The following is a 23786-nucleotide window of genomic DNA, read 5'->3' as shown; positions in this document are numbered from 1 at the left end:
GCACAAAAAAGGGCCGGTATTGCTACCGGCCCTTGATGCTTCTGACGAAACCTCTGCTTAAGCAGCAGCTTCCTCGTCGCTTTCGGTATCGGCCGCATCGGCCTTGGTGCGCCGCGGGCTCTTGGCGAGCTGCTTTTCGATCAGCTGCACGGCCTCGGTGAGGGTGAGCTTGCGCACGGCGCCGATTTCGCGGCTCATGCGATCCATGGCCTGCTCAAACAGCTGCCGTTCCGAATAGGACTGCTCGGGCTGTTCATCAGAGCGGTATAGATCGCGGACCACCTCGGATATGGCGATAAGATCGCCCGAATTGATCTTGGCTTCGTATTCCTGGGCGCGACGCGACCACATGGTGCGCTTGACGCGGGCGCGACCGGTGACGGTCTCAAGCGCGCGCATGACTTCTTCATCTTCGGCCAGCTTGCGCATGCCGACAGATTTGACTTTTGCGACAGGCACGCGAAGGGTCAGCTTGTCCTGCTCGAAGCTGATGACGAACAGCTCCAAAACCAGGCCAGCGACTTCCTGCTCATCGATGCCGACAATCATGCCGACGCCATGGGCGGGGTAGACGACATGCTCGCCCGTCTTGAACCCGAGCCGCTGCTGCTGCTTCTTGGCTACCATATGCTGGAACTCCTTGTTGACGCCCCAATGGCTGGTTCCTTGCGGCAAGGACCGGCCACTTCTACTCGTTTGGCACCCGACCCGGGCGCGTGAGCACAGTCAAACCCCACGTCGTTCCGGGTCCGCTTTTCCGGAACGTCATGCAACAGCTCTGTCTGGTGTCAAAAAAATCGTGCCTTGCGGCACGGGCTGGGTGATGGGCTCAACTGCATATGGTGACACCATAGCACAATTTTTCAGCAGAATCAAAAAGAACGAATCAAGCCAAGCCCCAGCGGGCCGCCCGGCAAGCGGCCGCCTGTGACGAAACCATGACAAACCCTTGTCATGCCTATGGTTTTAGAGCGGTACGACGAGCCTCAGTCGCCCTCGCCAGGCGCCTCGGAAAAGTACTTGCCCAGCTTGCCGTCCTCGCCGTCGCGCTCCTTGGCTTCCGGCAACGGCTCGCGCCGCTCCGTCAGGTTCGGCCAGACGGAGGCGAACTTGGTGTTGAGGGCGAGCCATTCGTCCAGTCCGCTTTCGGTGTCTGGCTTGATGGCTTCGGCGGGGCATTCGGGCTCGCACACGCCGCAATCGATGCACTCGTCCGGATGGATCACCAGCATGTTCTCGCCTTCATAGAAGCAGTCCACCGGACACACTTCCACGCAGTCGGTATATTTGCAGGCGATGCAATTGTCGGTGACGATATAAGTCATCTAGGAGGCGATCCCATCTCGTTGCGGTCCGACCCATGGCGCAGGTCAGCCCGCCTGTCTCAACGGGTCCGGTGCTAAACGGTTTTCCGTTGCATCGCAAGGCCGTCAGGAGGGACGGTTTGGCGCAGTCTGTCGCCCAACCGGAAGACTTGTCTAATCCTCGCGGTCGCTGCGCAAGTGGTCGGTTTGGCGCCGCTCCTTCTTGGTCGGACGCCCCGCGCCGGCCGGCCTTTCGGCAATGGCCGCGTCATAGGGGGACAGCTCTTCGCGGGGCATCGGGGGCGGGGAAATGTCCTCATAGAGCCCCTGCGCCTCGCTCGCCGGACCGCGCCGCGTGCCGCAATCGAGGATACGCCAGACCACGATGCGATTATGCAACGCCATGGTCAGCACATCGCCCGCGCCGACCTTGATATCGGTCCGGTCGGTCCGCTCGGAATTGACGCGCACCGCGCCGCTTTCGATGATCTTCTGGGCCAGCGTGCGCGACTTGACGGCGCGCGAGAAGAACAGGAACCGGTCGAGCCGCTCCCTGCGAAGCGGCGTTTCGCCCGGCCCTACCAATCGCTACTCGGTCTTGCCGCGCAGGGCGGCAAGGGCGGCAAAGGGGCTGTCGGGATCGAATGCAACCTTGCGCTCCTCCCGCACCGGGCGGTGATCAGGACGCTCCTGCCGGTCGCCCTTGTCGGGACGCGGGCGTTCATTGCGGCCTTTGGCATGTGCAGGGCGTCCGCCATTGGGACGCGACTGCTGCTCTTCGCCCTCGGGACGACGCGGACCCTTGCCGGCTGGACGCTGTCGGTCATTGCGGCGCGGCGGCTGGCCCTCGGCATCGCCATCGCGGCGCGGCCGTGCCTCATGGCGGCGGTTCTCATTATGACGGCGACCGCCGGGGAACCAGACTTCATCGAATTCGGGCTCGGCAGGCGTCTCGGCAATGGCCTCTACAGGCGCCGCGTCGGGCACGGCGCCTTCGGCCGGATCGACAAGGGCCGCTTCGACTGCTGGCGCTGCATCCACGGGCTCGGCAATCGCCGTCGCTTCTGCCGCCACGACATTGGCCGGCGCAGCCTCCAGCGACTGTTCCATTGCTGGAGTTTCGGACGATGCATCGGCCGGCATCACAGACGCAGTTGCCTTGGGCGTGCGGCGCAGGCGATAGCCCAGCGAGCTGAGGATCGAGGAAAAATCCTCGCCCGAGCAACCCAGGAGGCTCGTCATTTCCACGGTAACGCGGAAGCCATTGCCCTCGGCGGCCCCGGCCGGCAATTCGCCCTGATAGGGGCGCCCGGCATCGAGCCCGATCAGTGGGCGGATGATGTCGGCCAGCCGCTCGAGAATATCGACGCGCACCGCCCGGCTGCCGGCCACCTTGAAGCCGGCTATTTCATAGAGCCGCGTATCGACTTCCGGATCGACCACGAAAGAGGTGCGGCCCGAGAGCACGATATGGGGAATGTCGGTAACACCGGCCTGGCGCACGCCACCATGTTTCAACGCAAACAGGATCAGGGCCAATTCGCGCGGCGCCGGCTTGAGCGAAAGCGGCAGATAGATGTGATAGGCGCCGAACTTGATGCCGAGCTTGCGCAGCTTGCCGCGCACATCCTGGTCGAGGCTCTTGACCTCATCGGCCACCGCCGCCCGCGGCAGGAGGCCAATATGTTCAAAGAGCTGATAGGCCAGACCCCGCGCCGGCCCTTCGAGATCGGCCGGCGCTTCGAGCGCCATGACCTGTTCGAGCACGGTGTTGATATGATGGCGCAGCCACAGCGAAAGCCGGTCCTGCACCTTGTCCAGGTCCGGTCCGGTCAGCGTCTCGTCGGCCAGCATGATGATGCGGGGCCGGTAGAGACTGTCGCCCTCGGCCAGTTCAGCGACGATCTCGCCGCGCCAGCGCAGGCGGCCATCGGTCGCCAACACGAATTCTTCATTTGGCGAACCGGCCAACCGTTCGGCACGATGGACTATCTCCGGGGCAACTGCCGAGTCGGCCGCGCCACGCAGCGCCTTGGCGTCCGTATCGCCATCATTGCGGGCCAGGGTGAAGCGAAAGCCCTCGATCGTGCCGATGAGGTGACCTTCGATCCGCACTTCGCCTTGGCTGTTGATTTCGGGAGATACCATACGTTTGTCTTTCAGATGGCGGAGCAACACGCTGGTGCGCCGGTCGACGAAGCGCTGGGTGAGGCGCTCATGCAGAGCGTCACTCAGGCGGTCCTCAATGTCTCGCGTCTTTTCGCGCCAATAGCCGGGGTCTTCAAGCCAGTTTTTTCGGTTGGCGACAAAGGTCCAGGTACGGATCTGCTTGATCCGGTTACTGAGTGTGTCAATGTCACCCTCCGCATTGTCGCAAAACCGGACCTGCTCGGCAATCCAGTCTGACTTGACCGCTCTAATTCGTCTCAAATCCGAATAGATGCGGGTGACGATCTCGCCATGAGCCGCCGGTGAAATCCCCTGATAGTCGGGAATCTGGCAACATTCCCAAAGCAGTTTGACCGCATCGTGGCCACGCGCCAAGGCTCCGGCCTCGTTGCGCATGAGAAATTCGAGCGCGTGCTGGTCGGTGGCAATCGGCACCCTTGTGAGCGTGCGGTCCTGCGGCACGATTTCGAGCGAATTGCGCAAAGCCTCGACCGAGCTGAAATTGAGGTCGGAATTGCGCCATTGCACCTGCTTGACCGGCTGGAAATCATGGGTTTCCAGCGCCACCACCGTCTCTTCGTCGAACCCTTCGGTGCCGCCGGTGACGCCGAAGGTACCATTTTGCTTGTGGCGGCCGGCGCGACCGGCGATCTGCCCCAGTTCCGAGGGCGTCAGTGGCCGGCTCTGGTGGCCGTCGAACTTGCTGTCATCGGCAAAGGCGACATGGTGGATGTCGAGGTTGAGGCCCATGCCGATGGCATCGGTGGCCACGAGGAAATCCACATCGCCATTCTGGTAAAGTTCGACCTGGGCATTGCGCGTGCGCGGGCTCAATGCGCCCATGACCACGGCGGCACCGCCGCGCTCCCGGCGGATCAACTCGGCAATGGCATAAACCTGCCGGGCCGAGAAGGCGACGATGGCCGAACGCGCCGGCTGGCGCGAGATTTTCTTCGATCCCGCATAGGTCAGCTGCGAAAAACGCGGCCGGTCGATGATCTCGGCATGGGGAATGAGCTTGCGCACCACCCCCGCCATGGTCGCGGACCCCAGCAGAAGGGTTTCATGCAGGCCGCGAGCCTTGAGGATGCGGTCGGTGAACACATGGCCCCGGTCGAAATCAATGGCGGTCTGGATCTCGTCCACCGCCACGCAATCGACATGGATATCCATGGGCATGGCTTCCACCGTCGCTACCCAATAGCGCGGCCTGGCCGGGACGATGCGTTCTTCGCCGGTGATCAGCGCCACCGCCTGCTCCCCCACCCGCTCGACCACGCGTTGATAGACCTCGCGCGCCAGCAGGCGCAGCGGCAGGCCGATCATCCCGGTGGGATGGGCCAGCATGCGCTCGATGGCGAAATAGGTCTTGCCGGTATTGGTCGGGCCGAGAATCGCCTTGACCGAATGGGAGGGAGAAAAACTCATTGCCCCTATTTAGGGCGTCATCGCCTTGCTTGCGAGAGGCTCTGAACATTGTCCCGACAAAGCACAGTTTTGTCGTGTTTTTGCCACGCCCCTTAATGGCCGGAACGGAGGCCGAACGAAACGGAACCGAATCAGCGCGACTCACCCAGTCCGGGTTTGTTCACGGCTAGATGTGGGGGCGCTGGGACCCGATTCTATACAAGCAAGTGCGGACTGCTGAAATTGCCGTGGACACAGAAGGTTTTATGCCGTTCAGCATGCTTGTCATCTGGTTAACGCCTGCTCAAAACGGACAACTGTGACCAAGAGGTAAACATCTGTTTCGAAAAGTTTTTTACCGCCTTCACCGCGACACATCAGTGAGTCCTCGGTTCTTACAGCCAGTGTTGAGGATAAACAGCGTTGACGTGCCGGATTGGGACAGAGGCTGCTGACAGGGTCTGTCGCGGGTCTTGCCACAGAGATTGTCTCCAAGTCTTCCAAAAGGAACGATGATGACCAAGATCGATCTCGCCAAGCTGCCCGCACCCCTGCCCGACTATTTCGACGCCGAAGATCACCGCGCTACCGCGCCGCTCTTTGCCGACAACGCAATCGTGCGCGATGAAGGGGAGACGCATCGCGGGCGGGTCGAGATCGGCGCGTGGCTTGATCGCGTCGAGGCCCGGTACCAGCCGCGCTACCATGTTCGAGCCGCAGAGATGGATGGCAATCAGATCGTGGTGAGCGTCGAAGTCTCCGGGACCTTCCCCGGCAGTCCTGTAGTGCTGCGCCAGGCCTTCATCCTCAACGGCGACGCGCAAATCGAGCGGCTGGAAACTCTCTAGCCATCCCGATCCGGCACAGTTTTGCCCGGACCATCATGTGCTGGTTAACGTCCGGACCAAAGCTGGAACGAACAGGGACAGAATCGGGCGAATCCCGCAAATGCGGCTTTGTTCTCCACCATATCTTGTGGCCGCCACGCGCCAGACCCACCAGGCCGGTCAACTTCCTGTAAAAACGAGCAAAATCCCGTTCACACCGATGAAGATCGGGTTAATTTTGGTGCTTTTGGGGTCTTCCCTGCCGAGCCCTTACTGGGACAAAATGCAAATGGCGCCCACCCGTTAACCGGAAGACGCTGCCTTTGCGGCAATCGCAGAGACAAAATTGTCAAAAAAGGCTTTGACCGTCACAAAGCGGGACAGCCTCAGGTGTCGGCGCGGGTCAGAACCATCGAGAGATCGCCCATGGAGGTGCCGATGATCACCCGATAGGGGATGAAATAGCCGGTCTGCCCCAATGGCGCGTACCAGAGGATCATCCGGCTGGTCTCGGCCAGGTAGGTGGTCATTTCTGAGCTCTCGAAATGGCCCGAAATGGGCTGGTATTTGAGCGCGCACGCCACCAGCGGCCCCTGATAACCAGTGCGGGGCGAGGTGGCTTCGTCATTATCGAGGTAATCGAGCCGGATATTGAACCGTTCGACCCCCGTAAAGATTTTCAGGGTCCGGTCACAAAGGCTCCGCTCAAGACCATTGCCCTTGAGCACGAATGCGGAAAGGAAATCGCCCACACCGGTCAGTTGCGCGCGTTCGAGCGGTACCCGATCGTAATTATCGAGCATGGGCGGCTCGACCTGGAAACCGCTGACATTGCGGCCGGCATAATTGACGCTGGCGGTGAACACCTCACCATTGGCCCGGGTCTCGAGGGCAAAATCCTGCGACTGCAGGGTCGGGCCGGCCGAGGAACCCGCAGCGCGTGCCGTGGCCGTTCCGCTGGCCACCACCGTTCCGAGGCCCGCCACCCGCGCCGCCAAGTCCAGCGCGTAGCGCGCGCCATCATCTTCAAGGTCGATATCGACCAGTGCCACATTGATTCCGCCGACAGTGACCACATAGCTGGCGCGCGCGTCGACAGGCGCCCCCTGGGCTGTCTGCACAAAAAGCGGGGCAAGCACGGCGCAAAGCGCAAAGGCAGTACGGATCACGTGTGGTCTTCTCGGCTGCAAATGCCCGCACGAGGCAAGAACGCGGCGGGGCGAATCACTGGATAGCTCCAAAGTGCCGTCCACTCCGGGCACAAGCAAGGCACTCGCGCCCCTTTGAATCGCCGCTTGGGTTGACGGATGGAGCCGTTTTCTCTAAAGACCCGCGAGATTTCATGACAATCGAGGCCCGTCGCGGGACACCCCGCCACGTAGGACCTTTACACAAATAGGATATCAGCCAAATGGCACGTCGCTGCGAACTCACCGGCAAGGGTGTAATGATGGGCAACAATGTTTCCCACGCCCTCAACCGCACCCGCCGCCGCTTTCTCCCCAATCTGGTCAACGTGACGCTGATCTCGGACGCGCTCAATCGTTCGGTCAAGCTCCGTATCACCACCTCCGCCCTTCGCACCGTCGAGCACCGCGGTGGTCTGGACGCCTTCCTCGTCAAGCAGGACGACGCCGACCTCTCTCCGCTGGCCCTGGGCCTCAAGAAGGAAATCCGCGCAGCCCTCGCCGCTGCCTGATCGACTTCCCCAGCATTGAATTCTGGCCGCGTGGATGCCAAGTCCACGCGGTTTTGTTTTAGCGGTGTGCCACAACACGCCATGACGTCCCGGGGACGGAGTGATATTCTGCCCCAATCCAATCCCCCGCTCCGGTCTTTTGCCGGCTTGCGGTTACATGAAGGTACAGTCTGATGCTGTCTCGCTTGCTGGTGGCCTTGGCCGCCATGGTGGCCGTTGTCGCCGCCTCCAATGTCCTCGTTCAGTTCCCGGTCGATGTGACGCTTGGCGGCGTCCATATCGGTGACATCCTCACCTGGGGCGCTTTCACCTACCCGGTGGCCTTCCTTGTCACCGATCTCTCCAACCGCGCCTTCGGGCCTCAGCGCACGCGGCTCGTCGTGGTCGCAGGCTTTGCCGTGGCCGTGGTGCTCTCGATCTGGCTGGCCACCCCGCGCATCGCCATCGCCTCGGGTTCGGCTTTCCTCGTCGCGCAACTGCTCGACGTCTCTATCTTCCACCGCCTGCGCAACGGCGCCTGGTGGCATGCGCCCATCGTGTCCTCGCTGGTCTCGTCCGCACTCGACACCATTCTCTTCTTTTCCCTCGCCATGGCGCCGGCCTTCGCCGGCATCGATGCGCTGTTCGGCATGGCTGATTCCTCGCTCGCCTTCCCCGCGCCTCTGCTCGGCGTCGGCGCCGAAGTCGAACTCTGGCAGTCCCTGGCGTTGGGCGATTTCCTGGTCAAGCTGGTGATGGCCGTGGCTCTGCTCGCCCCCTACAAAACCGTCCGCGACCTGGTGCTCAAGCGCATTCCTGTAGCGGTTTAGCGGCCGCTACCAAAACCTGTGCTCCGCACCGGCGATGGTCAGAATGCAGTCAGGGCAAGCCGAGAGGGCTGGTTTCCGAGAACCGGCGCGGAGCGCACATCGGTACGTGAGCGCCGGAAGCGCAAGAAACCTGCTCTCGCACGCGGCCCTCACTGCGTTATGGCCGTCTCCGGGATGGAAAACTCCAGCAGCATCGTCCGCTGCCAATCATTGAAATTATTGTCCGAGCCGATGAGGATGCGCATCTCGCCGCCGGGCGTTTCATGCACCATCAGGCTTTCCATATTGTCGATCTCGCCGCCCTGGGCCGAGAGCAGCAGTTCCCCTTGCATCAAATTCCCCGGTCGCACTTCGGCAGCCGGAATGCGGCGCAGGTTCATGACGAAGGCAAAAAGCGACACGCCGCGCTCCAGCACCAGCAAGTCGCCATTGGGCAGGAATTTGCAATCGGTCGGATTGACGATCGGGCTGTTGGCATAGCCAATCGGCCCCTTGTCGTTCACCCCCAGCAATTCGCCCCGGTGATTGCCATTCGCATCCAGCGCTTCTTCGGCCAGCAGCAGAGTGGACCCGGCAATGGGCGAGGCCGGCGGCGCGATGCAGACCGATTCCAGCGTCTCATTGGTCCTGAGGTCGGTGAGCCATTGCGGAATGGGGATCTCGCGCGCCGCACCGCCCGGCTTGCCATCGTTGATGGCGAAATCGGCCACCCGTGTCAGATTCTCGAACCCGACGCGCACCGCAACCGGCTCGCCACTGCGCCAGACCGTGTCCATGCCCTCGGCGTCGCGCGCATATTGGCGGGGCAGGATGTCACCGCCCGAATTCTGCATTGGCTCGATGGTCACCCCAATCAGCCCAATAAGCCGGTCCGCCTGATCATAGGCCAGTTGCCCCGCGACGAAATTGCCCCGGTCGGTGACAAAGGCAATACGCTGATCCGGCCCCGTCCGGGCGAGGCTGGAGAGGCCTCCGAACATATCGACGGGACTTTGCAGCGTCAGCCCACCCCGAAAGATCAGCCGGTCAACCGGTTCGTCGAGTTGAGCACCCCTGAACTGGGTCACCGGCGCCGCGCTGACGGTCGCCTCCACCGCCCCGGCCGGCGAACCCACGAACAGCAGCGCAGCGGCAAGGGCGGCCCGGAGCATCATCCCCGCGCCCGCCGTCGCGTCTGGGCTGGCAATTCCTCGTCGAACAGCGACGCCAGTTCATCGGTCAGCGCCCCGGCCAGTTCCTCGGCATCCAGCAAAGTCACGGCGCGACGGTAGTAGCGGGTCACATCATGCCCGATCCCCACGGCCACAAGCTGGATGGGAGAGCGCGTCTCGATGTCCTCGATCACCTGCCGCAGATGGGCTTCGAGATAATTGCCGGCATTGACCGACTGCGTCGAGTCATCGACCGGTGCACCGTCGGAAATCACCATCATGATGCGGCGCTGCTCGGGCCGGGCCATTAATCGCTTCCGCGCCCATTCGAGCGCCTCGCCATCGATATTTTCCTTCAGCAGCCCCTCGCGCATCATCAGCCCCAGATTGCGCCGCGCATGGCGCCAGGGTTCATCGGCCGCCTTGTAGATGATGTGCCGGATATCGTTGACGCGGCCCGGATTGGCCGGACGGTTGGCCTCGAGCCAGGATTCGCGGCTCTTGCCGCCCTTCCAGGCGCGCGTGGTGAAGCCGAGGATCTCGACCTTCACCCCGCAGCGCTCCAGTGTGCGCGCGAGAATGTCGCCGCAGATCGCCGCGATGGTGATCGGGCGGCCGCGCATCGAGCCGGAATTGTCGATCAGCAGCGTGACGACGGTATCGCGGAATTCGGTGTCGTTCTCGACCTTGAAGCTCAGCGCCTGCATCGGATCGGTGACCACGCGGGTCAGCCGCGCTGTGTCGAGCAGTCCCTCTTCAAGATCGAACTGCCAGCTGCGGTTCTGCTTGGCCATAAGCCGGCGCTGCAGCTTGTTGGCCAGCCGCGCCACGGCGCCAGCCAGGTTCTCGAGCTGCTTGTCGAGCAGGGCGCGCAACTGGTCCAGTTCATCGGGCGGGCAGAGGTCCGCCGCCTTGACGATCTCGTCATATTTCTGCGTGAAGACCTTGTAGTTGAACTGGTTCGTCAGCCGTTCGCCGCCATCCTTGGCCGGCGGCGGCATGGGTGCATCTTCGCCCGCCTCGCCCTCGGAATCCTCGTCGGCATCGGCCATGTCGGCTTCCATGCCTTCGACATCACCTGTGTCTTCGCTTTCGCCGGCCTGCTGATCGTCTTCGGAATCCTGGCTCTCGTTCTCGCCATCACCCTGTTCGGGCGACTGGTCCGACCCCTGCGCCTGTTCAGGCTGGTTGTCCTCGTTGGCGTCCTCGTCGCTGTCGGACGGGTCCTCCATGTCGCTTTCAGCGATCAGGTTGAGATCGCGCAGCACCTTGCGGGCGGCACGGGAAAAATCTTCCTGGTCCTCATAGGCGTTGAGGAGCGTATCGAGCGAGGTGCCGGCCTTGGCCTCGATTTCCTTGCGCCAGAGCTCGACCAGCGCGTGGCCTGAGGGCGGCACGTCGACCCCGGCCAGCTTCTCGCGCAGGATCAGTCCCAGGGCTTCGGCCAACGGGGCGTCGCCCTTGTCGTCGACTTCGGCGAAATTGGCGCGGAACAGCCGGTCCTCCAGCATTTCATGGATATTGCCGGTCATGCCGGGCATGCGGATACAGCCCAGCGATTCGACGCGCGCCTGTTCAAGCGCATCGAAGGCCGCCCGCGCCTGCGGGTCCATGGGCGAACGCTTGCGATGGGCTTCCGGATCGTGGCTGGCCAGCCGCATGGCCATGGCGTCGCCCTGACCGCGGGCAATGGCGATGTCGCGCTTGGTTGGCAGGCGCGGCAGATTGGCCAGCCGTGCCTTGTCCGAGGTGAGCAATGGCCTGTCGGCCGTGAAAGTTACTTCCAGCTCGGCCTTGCCCCCGATGGCGCGCACCGTCGCGCCCATGGCCGATTTGAAGGCCTGGGTTTGGTCGGGCTTGTTGGGCTTGCTGCGCGGAGGATTTGCCATGGATCAGTTGCCTTGGTGGCGGCGACCTCGTGGTTCGACAAGCTCACCATGAGGTCTACGAGACGACGCAGAATTCACAGTAGACCTCGCCCTGAGCCTGTCGAAGGGCGAGGTCGTGCGCGCTGGATTAAGCCATCACTGCCAGATTGGCGGAGCTTTCCGGCAAGTCTTCGCCGAACACTCGCTGGTAGAACTCGGCCACCACCGGACGTTCGAGCTCGTCGCACTTGTTGAGGAAGGTCAGCCGGAAGGAGAAGCCGATATCGCCATTGAAGATCTGGGCGTTCTCGGCCCAGGTGATGACGGTACGGGGCGACATGACGGTCGAGACATCGCCATTGATGAAGGCCGAACGGGTGAGGTCGGCCAGACGCACCATATTGGCAATCTGCTTCTTGCCCTTCTCGGTCTCGCCATAGGCCTTGTTCTTGGCCAGGACGATCCCGACTTCCTTGTCATGCGGCAAGTAGTTGAGCGTCGTCACCAGGCTCCAGCGGTCCATCTGGCCCTGGTTAATCTGCTGGGTGCCGTGATAGAGGCCCGACGTGTCGCCCAGGCCAATCGTATTGGTGGTCGAGAACAGCCGGAACGCCGGATGCGGGACGATGACGCGGTTCTGGTCGAGCAGCGTCAGCCGGCCCGACTGTTCCAGCACGCGCTGGATCACGAACATCACGTCCGGGCGCCCGGCATCATATTCGTCGAACACCAGAGCCACATTGTTCTGCACCGCCCAGGGCAGGATGCCGTCACGGAATTCGGTGATCTGCTTGCCGTCCTTGAGCACGATCGCGTCCTTGCCGACGAGATCGATACGGCTCACATGGCTGTCGAGATTGACGCGCACCAGCGGCCAGTTCAGCCGGGCGGCGACCTGCTCGATATGGGTCGACTTGCCGGTGCCGTGATAGCCCTGCACCATGACGCGTCGGTTATGCGCGAAACCCGCCAGGATCGCCAGCGTGGTGTTGCGATCGAACAGATAGTCCGGGTCGATCGGCGGCACATGCTCGGAGCGATCCTTGTAACCCTTGACCACCATGTCGGTATCGATGCCGAAAAGGTCCCGAGCCTTGTACTCGGTGTCAGGCAGGTTGGCGAATTCAGTCATGGTCGGGCTCTTGGAAATGCGGAAAGAAAATCTTGGAAGGCGGTGGCTCTATAGCAGCAATGTGACGGTGCGGGTAGCCTTGGGATGGCGGCGCGCCGATGCCCACCGGGCATGGGTCAGCGCACCACGAACCCCATCTTTTTCAGGTGCGTATAGGCCGCGATCACCGAGCGCAGGCGCTCTTCCGATGAAGCATCGCCCCCATTGACGTCTGGATGGTGCTTCTTGACCAGGCCCTTGTAGGCCGCCTTGATCTCGTCGGACTTGGCATGACCCATGATCCCCAGCGTTTCCAGCGCCCGCCTGTCCGGCTCGTTGAGAGGCTTCACTCGCTCGGCGGCAGGACGCTTGGACTGCTGGTAGCGATAGCGGGCGAAGACGCCGAACGGATCGCCATACTTGTCGCCAGTTGCGCCTCCCTGCCGCCCGGCGGCCCGCGCAGTATTGGGATTGCCGGTGGCAAAGCTCGAACGGGAATCGGCCTTAGGCGGCGCGTGCAGCGCCTCGTCCAGCTCGTCCGGGCTCATGCCGGCAAAGAAGTTGAAGGCCTTATTGTAGTGCCGCACATGCTCAAGGCAGAAATTGTGATACTGGCCCTCGGAGCGAACGCCCTTTGGCGCCTTGTATTCACCCGGCTCCTCGCAACCTTCCCAGTCGCAGGTTACACTGGCCTCTGCGGGCTTTTCCTCGCGGCGCGACCGGATACGAATATTATCGAAGAGCTTGGATTGCGTTTTCATTGCGCCTAATTAGGTCTCAAAACCAGTCTCGGAGCCGACTACCATGTCCATGACGGACACGATCCACGCCAAGCTCAGCGAAAAATTTGCTCCCCTCCACCTGGAGGTGATTGATGAATCTCAAAGCCATCACGGCCATGCCGGCTGGCGCGAGGGTGGTGAAACCCATTTTCGTGTCAGAATCGCGACCCGTGATTTTGACGGCCTGAGCCGCGTTGCGCAACACCGGGCGGTGATGAGCGCGCTTGACGATGAATTGAAGGCCAGTGTGCATGCCCTCGCCATCGAGGTGCTGCCGTCTGCTTCCATATAGTCAACTCGCCGAAGCTCCGCCACCCTGCTGTTGCGGGGTGATCCGAACCTTGGAAACGCGCTGCCGGTCCCGTTCCAGCACGCGGAAGGTAAAGCCGTGCGCGCTCACTTCGTGCCCCGGCTCGGGGATCAGCTTGGCTGCGTTGATGACGATGCCGGCCAGCGTGTTGGCCCTCTCGTCGGGCAGATCCCAGTCAAGCAGGCGGTTGAGATCGCGAATGGCAATGCTTGCATCGATAATGAAGCTGCCATCGTCCTGCTTGTCGATGCCGAACACCGCCTCGTCATCGGGCTCGTCATGTTCGTCGGAAATGTCGCCGACGATCTCCTCGATGATGTCTTCGAGCGTGACCAGGCCTTCGAGCACGCCATATTCATCGAGCACCAGCGCCATATGTGAATGGCGCTTGAGAAAGGCCGTCAACTGCACCTGGACCGCGGTCGATTGGGGGATGAACCAAGGCTTGGTCATGATCTGGCGGATGTCGACCTTGCTGGCATCGCCATTGGCCGCCATCAGGGCACGCAGCACGTCTTTCGCATGGATGATGCCGACAATGTCATCCGTCTCGCCCTGGTAGAGCGGGATACGGGTATAGGCGCTTTCCAGCACCGCCTTGACCAGGTCGTCGGCGCCCATGGTGACATCGAGCGCCAGCATCTGGGTGCGGTGCACCATCACGTCGCTGACCACCAGGTCACGCAGGTCGAGCAGCCCGCCCAGCATGTCACGGTCGCCCTTGACCACTTCGCCTTCGGAGTGCAGCAGGTCCAGCGTGCCGCGGATTTCGTCATGCCCCGAAATGGCGCTGACATTGCTGGCGTCGAGGCCGAACAGCTTCAGGATGGCGTTGACGATGGCCTGGACGGCCAGAGTGACCGGCGCAAAGATCACCACCACCACCCGGATGACAGGCGCCACGCCCAGCGCAAAGCCATCGGGTCGCATCAAAGCCAGGGTCTTTGGCAGCACTTCGGAAAAGACCACCACCGCCGCTGTCATGGCGATGGTTGCGTAAGCGATTCCGGCCTCGCCAAAAAGCGCGATCAGCACGCTGGCGGCAAGGGTCGAGGCGAGGATGTTGACGATATTATTGCCCAGAAGAATGGCCCCGATCAGCCGCTCCTTGTCGGCGGACAGCCGTTCCACCAGGGCCGCGCGCTTGTCGCCGGAGCGCGACAATTGGTGCATGCGGGCACGCGAAGCGGCGGTCAGCGCGGTCTCCGAGCCGGAAAAGAAGAAGCTCATGGCCAGGAGAACGAGAATCCCGGCCGAGGTCAGCCACAATGCAATGCTCATGATGTGCGCATCTCCTCAAGATAGCTCCGAACCGCGTCCGGGCTCACATTCTTCTCGATAAACGCCTGGCCAATGCCACGGGTCAGAATGAAGGTCAGCGCTCCGCGCGAAACCTTCTTGTCCTGGGCAATGGCGGCCATCAGCGCATCGGTGGACCCCAGCGCGCCGGGAATATCGTCCAGCCGCGTGGGCAGGCCGGCAAGTTTCAGATGCGCCGCGACCCGGCCCGTATCCTGTCCAGGCGCCAACCCCAGACGATTGGAAAAGCCATGCGCCAGCACCATGCCCACGGCAACGCCCTCGCCATGCAGCAGCCGGTCGGAATAGCCGGTGTCCTTTTCCAGCGCATGCCCGAAAGTATGGCCGAGATTGAGAAGGGCGCGAACCCCGGTTTCCTTCTCGTCTTCGATCACCACGCGTGCCTTGTGGGCGCAGCAGCGCGCCACGGCCTCGCCTCGTGCCGGTCCCCCTGCAAAGATCTCGGCGCGGTTGGCTTCGAGCCATTCGAAAAAATCCGGGTCGTCAATCAGCCCATATTTGACCACTTCAGCATATCCGGCGGCAAACTGGCGCGGCGCCAGCGTGTCAAGCGCCGAAAGATCGGCCAGCACCAGTTTAGGCTGGTGAAAGGCGCCGACCAGGTTCTTGCCATGCGGTGAGTTGATCCCAGTCTTGCCACCCACCGAGGAATCCACCTGCGCCAGAAGCGAGGTAGGGATCTGCACGAAGTCCATGCCGCGCCGCGTCACCGAGGCGGCGAACCCGGCCAGGTCGCCAATGACCCCGCCGCCCAGCGCAATCACCAGGTCGCCGCGCTCGAGCTTGGCTGCGAGCAGGCCCTCGACCACCTTTTCGAGCATGGCATAGCTCTTGGTTGCCTCGCCCGCGGGCAGGACTATGGTGTCATGGGAGAGGCCCGCAGCATCCAGACTTGCAACAAGACGCGGCAATTGCGCTGCAGCGACCGTCTCGTCGGTGACGATGCCATAGCGGCAACCCGGAAATTTTTCTCTGAGGATAGCCCCGGCTTCGTCGATCAGCCGGGGACCGATGAGAATGTCATAGGCCCGTGCCCCGAGCGCAACGTGAACTGTGTGGTCGATGCGGGCCATGGTCATGCCTGGGTTTTGAGATGATCGAGCAGCGCGACAATCACATCGCCTGCAACATTGTCCTGCGGCACATCGCGGCTGATGACCGTAATGTCTGCCTCCTGATAAAGCGGGTAGCGATCCGCGATCAGCTTTTCGAGCGTTCCGCGTGGATCGGCGGTTTTGAGCAGCGGCCGGTTGGCGCGGCGCGATACCCGCTCGAACAGCACCTCGAGATCAGCCTTGAGCCACACCGACACCGCTGCACGCTTGACCAGGGCCCGCGTGTCATCGTTGACGAAGGCGCCGCCGCCCGTAGCCAGCACGACATCCTTTTCCTTGAGCAGCCGCGCGATCACCCGCATCTCGCCGGTACGGAACTCGCTTTCGCCCCGCTGCTCGAAGATCTCGGGAATGCTCATCTGTGCGGCGCGTTCGATTTCCTCGTCGCTGTCGATGAACTGGCGGCCCAACCGGCTGGCCAGGCGCCGGCCCACGGTGGTCTTGCCGGCCCCCATCATGCCCACCAGCACCAGCGGTTTTCCACCCAGCCGGCTGGCCAGCGCCTTGGCCCGGCCCTGCCGTCCGCCGCCATCGCTTCTGCTCACCTGCCGCGCCCTCCGCTCATCGCCGCTATCAACCGGTCCGGGCCCGGCCTGTCAAGCGCAGCACACCCGGTTGATCCCGTACCCCGATTTGCGCGACACTGCGCCCAACAACAGAACTGCAACCATTTGGCCCTAGTCTTGCGCCCACAAGACCTCTTGGAACGACGATGCCCTCCCTGATACGCCTGTTCATCACTCTGATCTTTCTGGCAGGCCTGGCATTTGCCAGCATGTTTGCGCTGGTCACATTCGTTAAACCGACCCCCAAGGAGGTCAGCCAGCGCGTGCCCACCCGCGAACTGCTGGGCGAAACCGAGGCCTCCCGTCCCGGCGCAGCCGCCGGCCTGCCCCAACCCAATGTCACCTCCGAGCCCAGTACCGGTCAATGAACGGCGGGCACCTGATCGCCGGTTTTCTTGAAATGATGAGCGCCGAACGCGGCGCCGCGGCCAATACCATTGAGGCCTATCGGCGCGATCTCACCCATTATTCTGCCTTTGTCTCCAGCCAGGGGCAGACGCTGCTGACCGCCCCGCGCGATACCGTCACGGCCTGGCTCGATGATCTCAAGACCGAGGGGCTTTCGGCCTCCTCCAGCGCCAGGCGACTTTCGGCGGTGCGCCAGTTCCACAAATTTCTCTGCGCCGACGGATTGCGCGTCGATGATCCCACCCGCATCGTCTCCAGCCCAAAATCCCGTCGCGCCCTGCCCAAGGTGCTCTCGCTGGCCGAGGTCGACCGCCTGTTGACCCTGGCCGAAACCGAGGCCAATGCGTCCGACAGCCCGCAGAAGCAGCTCGCGGCCCAGCGCCTCTACGTGCTGCTCGAAATGCTCTATGCCACGGGCCTGCGCGTCTCCGAACTGGTGAGCCTAAGGCGCGCCGCCGTGATGCGCGACAGCGCCTTCATCACCGTCATTGGCAAGGGCAACAAGGAACGGGTCGTCCCTATGAACGACCGCGCCCGCGATGCCGTGCGCGCCTGGATCGCCAATCTACCCCCCGGCCCCTTCCTCTTTCCGGCCAAGGGCGAGGATGGCTATCTCAGCCGCCAGGTCTTTGCCCGCGACCTCAAGTCACTCGCCGCCCGCGCCGGAATTTCAGCGGCCCGCGTGGCGCCCCATGTGCTGCGCCACGCCTTTGCCAGCCATCTGCTGGCCGGTGGCGCCGACCTGCGGGTGGTCCAGATGCTACTCGGCCATGCCGATATTTCCACAACCCAGATCTACACCCACGTCCTCGATGAAAAGCTGCGCAATCTGGTGGAAAGCCACCATCCGCTGGCCAATGGCTGAACCATCGTCACGAAATCCCAACCATTTCGGCTCCAAAGCTTGACTTGCCATTGCTCCCTCGCCACTTTCCGGCCACTTTAAGGCGCAAGAGCAGCGGGCCATGATGCATGGGCCGCAGGCCTGTTGCCAAAACAATGACCCTTACGGGCGGTGGGATGCAGTCTTATCTCGATTTTGAAAAGCCGGTCGCCGATCTTGAAGCCAAGATCGCCGAACTGAAGTCAATGGCACAGGGCGATCAGGCCGTGTCCATCGACGAGGAGGTGAACCGGCTCTCAGCCCGTGCCGATGAGGCGCTGGTCGAGATCTACCGTAAGCTCACGCCCTGGCAGAAGACGCAGGTCGCCCGCCATCCGCAGCGCCCGCATTTTTCCGATTATGTGCGCACGCTGATCACCGAATGGACACCGCTTGCCGGCGACCGCAAGTTCGGCGAAGACGCGGCCCTCCAGGCCGGCTTCGGGCGCTTCAACGGCGTGCCGGTCGCCATTCTCGGCCAGGAAAAGGGCAATTCGACCGAAACCCGCCTCAAGCACAATTTCGGCATGGCCAATCCCGAGGGCTATCGCAAGGCCGTCCGCATCATGGACATGGCCGACCGCTTCTCGGTCCCCGTCATCTCCTTTGTCGACACCGCCGGCGCCTATCCCGGCATTGGCGCCGAGGAACGCGGCCAGGCCGAGGCCATTGCCCGTTCCACCGAAAAGGGCCTCGAACTGGGTGTGCCCAATATCGCCATCATCATCGGTGAGGGCGGCTCGGGCGGAGCCATTGCCATCGCCACCGCCAATCGCGTGCTGATGCTGGAGAACTCGATCTATTCGGTGATTTCCCCCGAGGCAGGCGCCTCCATTCTCTTCCGTGACGCCGCCAAGGCGCAGGATATGGCCACCGCCCAGAAGATCACCGCCCAGGACCTGCTCGGCTTTGGCGTCATCGACGCCATTATCCCCGAGCCTGCCGGCGGCGCCCATCGCCACCATGGCGTCATCATGGACGCCACCCGCGCCGCCCTCGACAGGTTCCTCAAGGACTTTGCCGGCAAGTCGCGGCTGGAAACCCGCGAGCACCGCCGCGAGAAGTTCCTGGCGATCGGCACGAATCTTTAGGCTCAGGCCTCGACATCTCCTCAAATCGTCACTCTCGGCCCGAGGTCCGAGGGCGACGTCCGGTACTGAGCGCCGAAACCCTGACCACACATCGCCGTGATCACCGCCCGCTTCCGGCGCCTAGCGCGCCGTGGTAAAGGCTTCCTTCACCGCATCGGCTCATATTGCGCTAACCTATTGCCCGGGACCGGGCGTTCCTTTGTGACGGGCTGAACCTTTTTGACTGCCACCCTTTTCCATCGCTTTGGCGCCATCGTCATCCTGCTCTGGCTGGCTGTTGGCCTTGCCGCCTGCTCCAATTTCGTCAAGGGCGGCGACAACCGCCATAATGTCCCGCTGGCCGGCAGCGTTGTGCAGGGTCTGCGCAATATGGGATCATCGCCCAATGAGGGCATGGTGGTACGCATCTTCAAGGAAGAATCGATCCTTGAGGTCTGGAAGAAGACCGCTTCGGGCACCTACAAGCATTTCAAGACCTATGAGATCTGCGCCTACTCCGGCGATCTGGGTCCCAAGTTCCGAGAAGGCGACCGCCAGAGCCCGGAGGGCTTCTACACGATCACGCCCGGCCTGATGAATCCGCGCTCGAACTATTTCCTGGCCTTCAATACCGGCTTTCCCAACAAGTTCGACCGCGTCCATGGCCGCACCGGCTCGGACTTGATGGTGCATGGCGATTGCTCCTCGCGCGGCTGCTACGCCATGACCGATGCCGGCATTGCCGAGATCTATGCTCTGGCACGCGAGACCTTCAAGGGCGGCAATACCAGCTTCCAGCTCCAGATCTTCCCCTTCCGCATGACCACGGCAAACATGGCCAGGCATGCCACCAGCCAGCACATGGATTTCTGGAAGGACATCAAGGAAGGCCACGATTATTTTGAGCTGACCAAATCTCCGCCTGTTTGGGACGTGTGCGAGAAGCAATATATCTTCAATCCCGCCGGCTCGGGCGCGCTCAACGCCGCCGGCGCCTGCCCCCCTTCGGTGCATAACGCCGCCCTCTCGGCCAAGCTCCAGGCAGACGAGGCCGATCTCGCCGCCAAGGCGGATGCCGCGCAGAAGGCAGCCGAACGCAAGCGCGCCGAGGAGGCCGCGCTCAAGGAGCGCGAAGCCGCGGTCAATGGCTTTTTCAGCGGCATCGGCTCGGGCATTGGCGGCCTCTTTGGCGGCAAGGCAGGCCAGGATCCCAATATTGCCCCAGTCATGTCCGGCAAGCCGGCCACCCTGCCCACGCCGGCCAGCCAGCGCCCCTGAGGTTCCGGCAAAAAGTGACGGACCCGGTGTCGCGATAAGGACGCCCATGCCCTAGACTGACCCGGCCTTGCGGCGGCCCCGCTTTGGCCCCACTTGGGTGGGAAGGCGATAATACCCCTATCGGAGACATGTCGTGGATCAGCCCCAGAGCGCACAATCTCAGGACGGCGCCCGGATCACGCTGACCCCCGAGATGCGTCCCTCACGCCTCGACGGTGCTGCCGGCCGGGATGTGCCGGAGCGCGAGCCTGGCGCCCCTGCGACCGCCAGCCACCCCATGGCTCGCTGGCCGCTGCTCCTTGCAGCAGGAGGTCTGGTACTGGGGCTTGGCGCCCTTGGCTTCAGCATCTGGACCTATGGCGAAGGGCAGCGCGAAATCCTGCGTCTCTCGACCGAACTGGCGCAATTGCGGGTAAGCCTTGATCTCTATGCCCGCAACGGCACAGGCAGCGCCACAGACCTCACCGACCTCGAAACCCGTCTCACCGCGCTTGAAACAGGCGCGCGCGGCGATAGCGTCCCCATGCCGGGCACCGACCCGACGGCTCCCCTGTTCCCGCCGACTACATCGACCAGCGCCCCCGAGGATTGCCTGCCCGACGGCATGCGCCTGCTGGTCGCGGCCGGCGACAGCTATCCCATCTGCGGACAGTCCGCCGAAGTCGCGGTGAGCGTCGTCGACAATGGCTATATCACCCTTGCCGACGGCACCTCGGTGGCCTCCGGCGGCACCACGCCGCTGGCCGGCAGCGCCTGTATGCTCTCGGTCACCTCCGGCGGCGACGAGGGATTGACCGGCTACGCTGAAATCCGGGTCAGCTGCTGAGCCAACAAAAAAAGGCGGCCCGAAGGCCGCCCTGTCGTTTCATCGCAATCCCGCTCAGGCAAACGCGCCGTGGCAGTGCTTGAACTTCTTGCCCGAGCCGCAGGGACAGGGTGCGTTGCGCGACACGCCGATCAACAGCTTGGGGTCAACCGGCGGCAGCCCGTCAAAATTCGCCACGGCCTCGCCGGCGGCGTCATTTTCGCCGGTCAGCGGATCGATATGAGTTTCGGTGAGCTTCGACACGTCCAGCGCCGGCGGCGGTGGCGGCTCCTGCTGGCGGATCTGCAGCTCCACATGGCTGATCTGGGTGGTCACCAGTTCGCGCAAATTCCCCAGCATGGCCTGGAACAGCTCATAGGCTTCCTGCTTGTATTCATTGAGCGGATCGCGCTGGGCGATGCCGCGCCAGCCCACCACCTTGCTGAGGTGATCAAGCATCACTAGGTGTTCGCGCCAAAGCCCGTCCACCGATTGCAGCAGAATGGATTTTTCCACCTGGCGCATGATCGAGGGCGAGTATTTCTCTTCCTTGGCGGCAATATGGGCGTCAGCCACATCGCGCAACCGGTCCTCGACCGTTTCGGCGTCTATGCCTTCTTCCTGTGCCCATTCGGCAGCGGGAATTTCGACATTGAGATAGGTCTTGGCCGCGGCGGCCAGTTGTTCAACATTCCACTGCTCGGGGAAGGAGCGCGGCGGGATGGCCTTGCTGACCACATTGGCGACGACGCCATGGCGCATCTCGGTGATGGTCTCGCTGACATCCTCTTCATCCATGAATTCAAGACGTTGCTCGAAGATCACCTTGCGCTGATCATTCATCACGTCGTCATATTTGAGGATGTTCTTGCGGATATCGAAATTGCGCGCCTCGACCTTGCCCTGCGCCCGCTCGATGGCCTTGGTGACCCAGGGGTGGGTAATGCTTTCGCCCTGCTCCAGCCCCAGCTTGCCCAGCATGGAATCCATGCTCTCGACCGGGAAGATGCGCATCAGGTCGTCCTGAAGCGACAGGAAGAACTTCGAATGCCCCGGATCGCCCTGGCGCCCGGAACGGCCGCGCAGCTGGTTGTCGATACGGCGGCTTTCATGCCGCTCGGTGCCGATCACCATCAGGCCGCCGGCTGCCAGTGCCTTGGCCTTGTCCTCGGCGATCTTTTCCTTGATCTGGGCAATCTTGGCATCGCGAACCTCGCCTTCGAGCTCGCCCGCCTCGCGCTCGATGCGCATTTCGAGATTACCGCCCAGCTGGATATCGGTGCCGCGGCCGGCCATGTTGGTGGCAATGGTAATGGCGCCCGGCAGGCCGGCATCGGCCACGATAAAGGCCTCCTGCTCGTGATGGCGGGCATTGAGCACGTTCATCTGGCCGACATTCTTCTTGCGCAGGATATCCGCCAGCATTTCCGATTTCTCGATCGAGGTCGTGCCCACCAGCACCGGCTGGCCCCGGTCCTGGCATTCCTTGATCAGGTCGGCGATAGCGTCGAATTTTTCCTCCGCAGTGCGGAAAATGGCGTCGTCCTCGTCGATGCGCTGCACCGGCACATTGGTCGGCACAGTGGTAACGCCCAGCTTGTAGATGTCGGCAAATTCCTCAGCCTCGGTCAGGGCTGTACCGGTCATGCCGGCCAGCCGCTTGTAGAGACGGAAATAGTTTTGGAAGGTGATCGAGGCCAGGGTCTGGTTCTCGGCCTGGATCTTGACCTTTTCCTTGGCCTCAAGCGCCTGGTGCAGCCCTTCCGAATAGCGGCGGCCCGGCATCATACGGCCCGAAAACTCGTCGATGATGACCACTTCGCCCCCTTCGGGGGTCTCGCGCACGATATAGTCCTTGTCCTTGCGGAACAGCTTGTGAGCCCGCAGCGCCGAATTGGCGTGATGCACCAGGGCGACGTTTTCCACGTCATACATCGACTCGCCCTTGAGCATCCCGGCCTCGGCAAAGGCAGCTTCCAGCTTTTCCACACCCTGGTCGGTGAAGGTCGCCGAGCGATGCTTTTCCTCGAGCTCGAAATCGCCCTCTTCGATGATCGGCATCATCGCGTCGATTTTCATATAGAGCTCGGAGCGGTCCTCGGACGGACCCGAAATGATGAGCGGCGTCCGCGCCTCGTCGATCAGGATCGAGTCAACTTCGTCGACAATGGCGAACTCATGACCCCGCTGCACCATCTGGGCGCGGGTATATTTCATATTGTCGCGCAGGTAGTCGAACCCCAATTCGTTATTGGTGCCATAGGTGATGTCGGCGGCATAGGCCGCCTTGCGCTCGGCATCGGTAACGCCGTGCACGATGATGCCATAGGAAAGGCCCAGGAAATTGTAGATCTGGCCCATCCACTGCGCATCGCGCCGCACCAGATAGTCGTTGACGGTGACCAGATGCGCGCCCTTGCCGGCCAGCGCATTGAGATAGAGCGGCAGGGTGGCCACCAACGTCTTGCCTTCGCCGGTCCGCATTTCGGCGATCGAGCTGTCGTTCATGACCATGCCGCCGATCAGCTGCACATCGAAGTGCCGCATGCCCAGCACGCGCTTGCTGGCCTCGCGCACCGTGGCAAAGGCCGGCACGATCAGGTCGTCCAGCTTGGCGCCCTGTTCGATCTGGGCCTTGAACTCTGCCGTGCGGGCCCTGAGCTCTTCGTCGCTGAGTTTGACCAGCTCGGGCTCCAGCGCGTTGATCGCTGCCACCTTGCCCTGATACCGCTTGACCTGCCTGTCCGACGGTGACCCGAATATTTTCCGGGCAAGCGAAGCAAGTGCCATTGTTTGTGGTCCTTTGTTTGTGAGCGGCGGGGCAATGGGGCGGGCGACCTGCAAGTGCAGGCGCTGGCGGGCCTCGTTTCGCCTCGTCACAACTTGGGGAACCCTTCTCGGTTC

The 23786-nt window shown here is 62.6% G+C and carries 22 protein-coding genes; 9 read left to right on the top strand and 13 right to left on the bottom strand.

The window, feature by feature from the left end; all coding sequences use genetic code 11:
• Positions 1-57: 57 nt before the first annotated feature.
• The 4 genes from ACXYMS_RS18010 to ACXYMS_RS17995 all read right to left on the bottom strand — a co-directional run bounded on the left by ACXYMS_RS18010 (position 58) and on the right by ACXYMS_RS17995 (position 4901).
• Complete coding sequence (locus tag ACXYMS_RS18010) at positions 58-627, bottom strand: CarD family transcriptional regulator (RefSeq protein WP_458908229.1); 570 nt, start codon at positions 625-627, stop codon at positions 58-60.
• Positions 628-986: 359 nt separating this feature from the next.
• Entirely contained in the window at positions 987-1325 is a 339-nt protein-coding gene (gene fdxA / locus ACXYMS_RS18005) for a ferredoxin FdxA (protein ID WP_458908228.1), read from the bottom strand.
• A 153-nt stretch (positions 1326-1478) separates the two neighbouring features.
• Entirely contained in the window at positions 1479-1889 is a 411-nt protein-coding gene (locus ACXYMS_RS18000) for an RNA-binding S4 domain-containing protein (RefSeq protein ID WP_458908227.1), read from the bottom strand.
• Positions 1890-1892: 3 nt separating this feature from the next.
• Positions 1893-4901 carry a helicase-related protein gene (locus ACXYMS_RS17995; RefSeq protein WP_458908226.1) on the bottom strand — a complete coding sequence of 1003 codons (3009 nt, stop codon included), beginning with the start codon at positions 4899-4901 and terminating at the stop codon, positions 1893-1895.
• A 494-nt stretch (positions 4902-5395) separates the two neighbouring features.
• On the opposite strand from ACXYMS_RS17995, the gene ACXYMS_RS17990 reads away from it, so the two are divergent.
• On the top strand, positions 5396-5728 hold the full coding sequence (locus tag ACXYMS_RS17990) for a nuclear transport factor 2 family protein (protein ID WP_458908225.1): 333 nt from the start codon (positions 5396-5398) through the stop codon (positions 5726-5728).
• A 365-nt stretch (positions 5729-6093) separates the two neighbouring features.
• Here ACXYMS_RS17990 and ACXYMS_RS17985 read toward each other — a convergent pair whose 3' ends face one another.
• Positions 6094-6876, bottom strand: a complete 783-nt coding sequence (locus ACXYMS_RS17985) for a DUF3108 domain-containing protein (protein WP_458908224.1) — start codon at positions 6874-6876, stop codon at positions 6094-6096.
• 242 nt (positions 6877-7118) lie between these two features.
• Between ACXYMS_RS17985 and rpmB the strand changes: the two genes are divergently transcribed.
• Both rpmB and ACXYMS_RS17975 read left to right on the top strand, forming a co-directional pair.
• Positions 7119-7406: a 50S ribosomal protein L28 gene (gene rpmB, locus ACXYMS_RS17980; RefSeq protein WP_458908223.1), complete on the top strand. Its 288-nt coding sequence runs from the start codon at positions 7119-7121 to the stop codon at positions 7404-7406.
• Positions 7407-7579: 173 nt separating this feature from the next.
• The gene (locus tag ACXYMS_RS17975; protein WP_458908222.1) at positions 7580-8215 is read left to right on the top strand and encodes a VUT family protein; all 636 of its coding nucleotides are present in this window, start codon (positions 7580-7582) and stop codon (positions 8213-8215) included.
• Between the two features lie 149 nt (positions 8216-8364).
• Here the strand turns inward: ACXYMS_RS17975 and ACXYMS_RS17970 are convergent, their stop codons facing one another.
• From ACXYMS_RS17970 to ACXYMS_RS17955, 4 genes are all read right to left on the bottom strand, one after another.
• Complete coding sequence (locus ACXYMS_RS17970) at positions 8365-9369, bottom strand: esterase-like activity of phytase family protein (RefSeq protein WP_458908221.1); 1005 nt, start codon at positions 9367-9369, stop codon at positions 8365-8367.
• Positions 9366-11255: a cobaltochelatase subunit CobT gene (gene cobT, locus ACXYMS_RS17965; protein WP_458908220.1), complete on the bottom strand. Its 1890-nt coding sequence runs from the start codon at positions 11253-11255 to the stop codon at positions 9366-9368. The genes ACXYMS_RS17970 and cobT overlap by 4 nt, the downstream gene beginning before the upstream one ends.
• A gap of 127 nt (positions 11256-11382) precedes the next feature.
• On the bottom strand, positions 11383-12366 hold the full coding sequence (gene cobS, locus ACXYMS_RS17960; RefSeq protein WP_458908219.1) for a cobaltochelatase subunit CobS: 984 nt from the start codon (positions 12364-12366) through the stop codon (positions 11383-11385).
• Between the two features lie 116 nt (positions 12367-12482).
• Positions 12483-13106 (bottom strand): J domain-containing protein, encoded by a 624-nt coding sequence (locus ACXYMS_RS17955; RefSeq protein ID WP_458908218.1) that lies wholly within the window; start codon positions 13104-13106, stop codon positions 12483-12485.
• Positions 13107-13149: 43 nt separating this feature from the next.
• Here ACXYMS_RS17955 and ACXYMS_RS17950 point away from each other — a divergent pair, with 43 nt between their 5' ends.
• Positions 13150-13419 carry a BolA family protein gene (locus tag ACXYMS_RS17950; protein WP_458908217.1) on the top strand — a complete coding sequence of 90 codons (270 nt, stop codon included), beginning with the start codon at positions 13150-13152 and terminating at the stop codon, positions 13417-13419.
• Here ACXYMS_RS17950 and ACXYMS_RS17945 read toward each other — a convergent pair whose 3' ends face one another.
• From ACXYMS_RS17945 to ACXYMS_RS17935, 3 genes are read right to left on the bottom strand one after another with little or no spacing between them, the layout of a single operon-like run.
• On the bottom strand, positions 13420-14718 hold the full coding sequence (locus tag ACXYMS_RS17945) for an HlyC/CorC family transporter (protein ID WP_458908216.1): 1299 nt from the start codon (positions 14716-14718) through the stop codon (positions 13420-13422).
• Complete coding sequence (gene aroB / locus ACXYMS_RS17940; protein ID WP_458908215.1) at positions 14715-15836, bottom strand: 3-dehydroquinate synthase; 1122 nt, start codon at positions 15834-15836, stop codon at positions 14715-14717. The genes ACXYMS_RS17945 and aroB overlap by 4 nt, the downstream gene beginning before the upstream one ends.
• On the bottom strand, positions 15833-16417 hold the full coding sequence (locus ACXYMS_RS17935; RefSeq protein WP_458908214.1) for a shikimate kinase: 585 nt from the start codon (positions 16415-16417) through the stop codon (positions 15833-15835). The genes aroB and ACXYMS_RS17935 overlap by 4 nt, the downstream gene beginning before the upstream one ends.
• 167 nt (positions 16418-16584) lie before the next feature.
• Here ACXYMS_RS17935 and ACXYMS_RS17930 point away from each other — a divergent pair, with 167 nt between their 5' ends.
• From ACXYMS_RS17930 to ACXYMS_RS17910, 5 genes are all read left to right on the top strand, one after another.
• Positions 16585-16806, top strand: coding sequence for a hypothetical protein (locus ACXYMS_RS17930; protein WP_458908213.1), 222 nt, complete (start codon positions 16585-16587; stop codon positions 16804-16806).
• Positions 16803-17711 (top strand): site-specific tyrosine recombinase XerD, encoded by a 909-nt coding sequence (locus ACXYMS_RS17925; RefSeq protein WP_458908212.1) that lies wholly within the window; start codon positions 16803-16805, stop codon positions 17709-17711. The genes ACXYMS_RS17930 and ACXYMS_RS17925 overlap by 4 nt, the downstream gene beginning before the upstream one ends.
• 155 nt (positions 17712-17866) lie before the next feature.
• On the top strand, positions 17867-18820 hold the full coding sequence (locus tag ACXYMS_RS17920) for an acetyl-CoA carboxylase carboxyltransferase subunit alpha (RefSeq protein ID WP_458908210.1): 954 nt from the start codon (positions 17867-17869) through the stop codon (positions 18818-18820).
• 219 nt (positions 18821-19039) lie between these two features.
• Positions 19040-20077 carry a L,D-transpeptidase family protein gene (locus ACXYMS_RS17915; RefSeq protein ID WP_458908209.1) on the top strand — a complete coding sequence of 346 codons (1038 nt, stop codon included), beginning with the start codon at positions 19040-19042 and terminating at the stop codon, positions 20075-20077.
• 133 nt (positions 20078-20210) lie between these two features.
• The gene (locus ACXYMS_RS17910; RefSeq protein ID WP_458908208.1) at positions 20211-20903 is read left to right on the top strand and encodes a hypothetical protein; all 693 of its coding nucleotides are present in this window, start codon (positions 20211-20213) and stop codon (positions 20901-20903) included.
• 54 nt (positions 20904-20957) lie between these two features.
• Here the strand turns inward: ACXYMS_RS17910 and secA are convergent, their stop codons facing one another.
• Positions 20958-23672, bottom strand: a complete 2715-nt coding sequence (secA, locus tag ACXYMS_RS17905; RefSeq protein WP_458908207.1) for a preprotein translocase subunit SecA — start codon at positions 23670-23672, stop codon at positions 20958-20960.
• Positions 23673-23786: the final 114 nt, after the last annotated feature.

It is taken from the genome of Devosia sp. CAU 1758, assembly GCF_054482695.1.
This window is presented reverse-complemented; position numbering and strand designations above follow the sequence as displayed.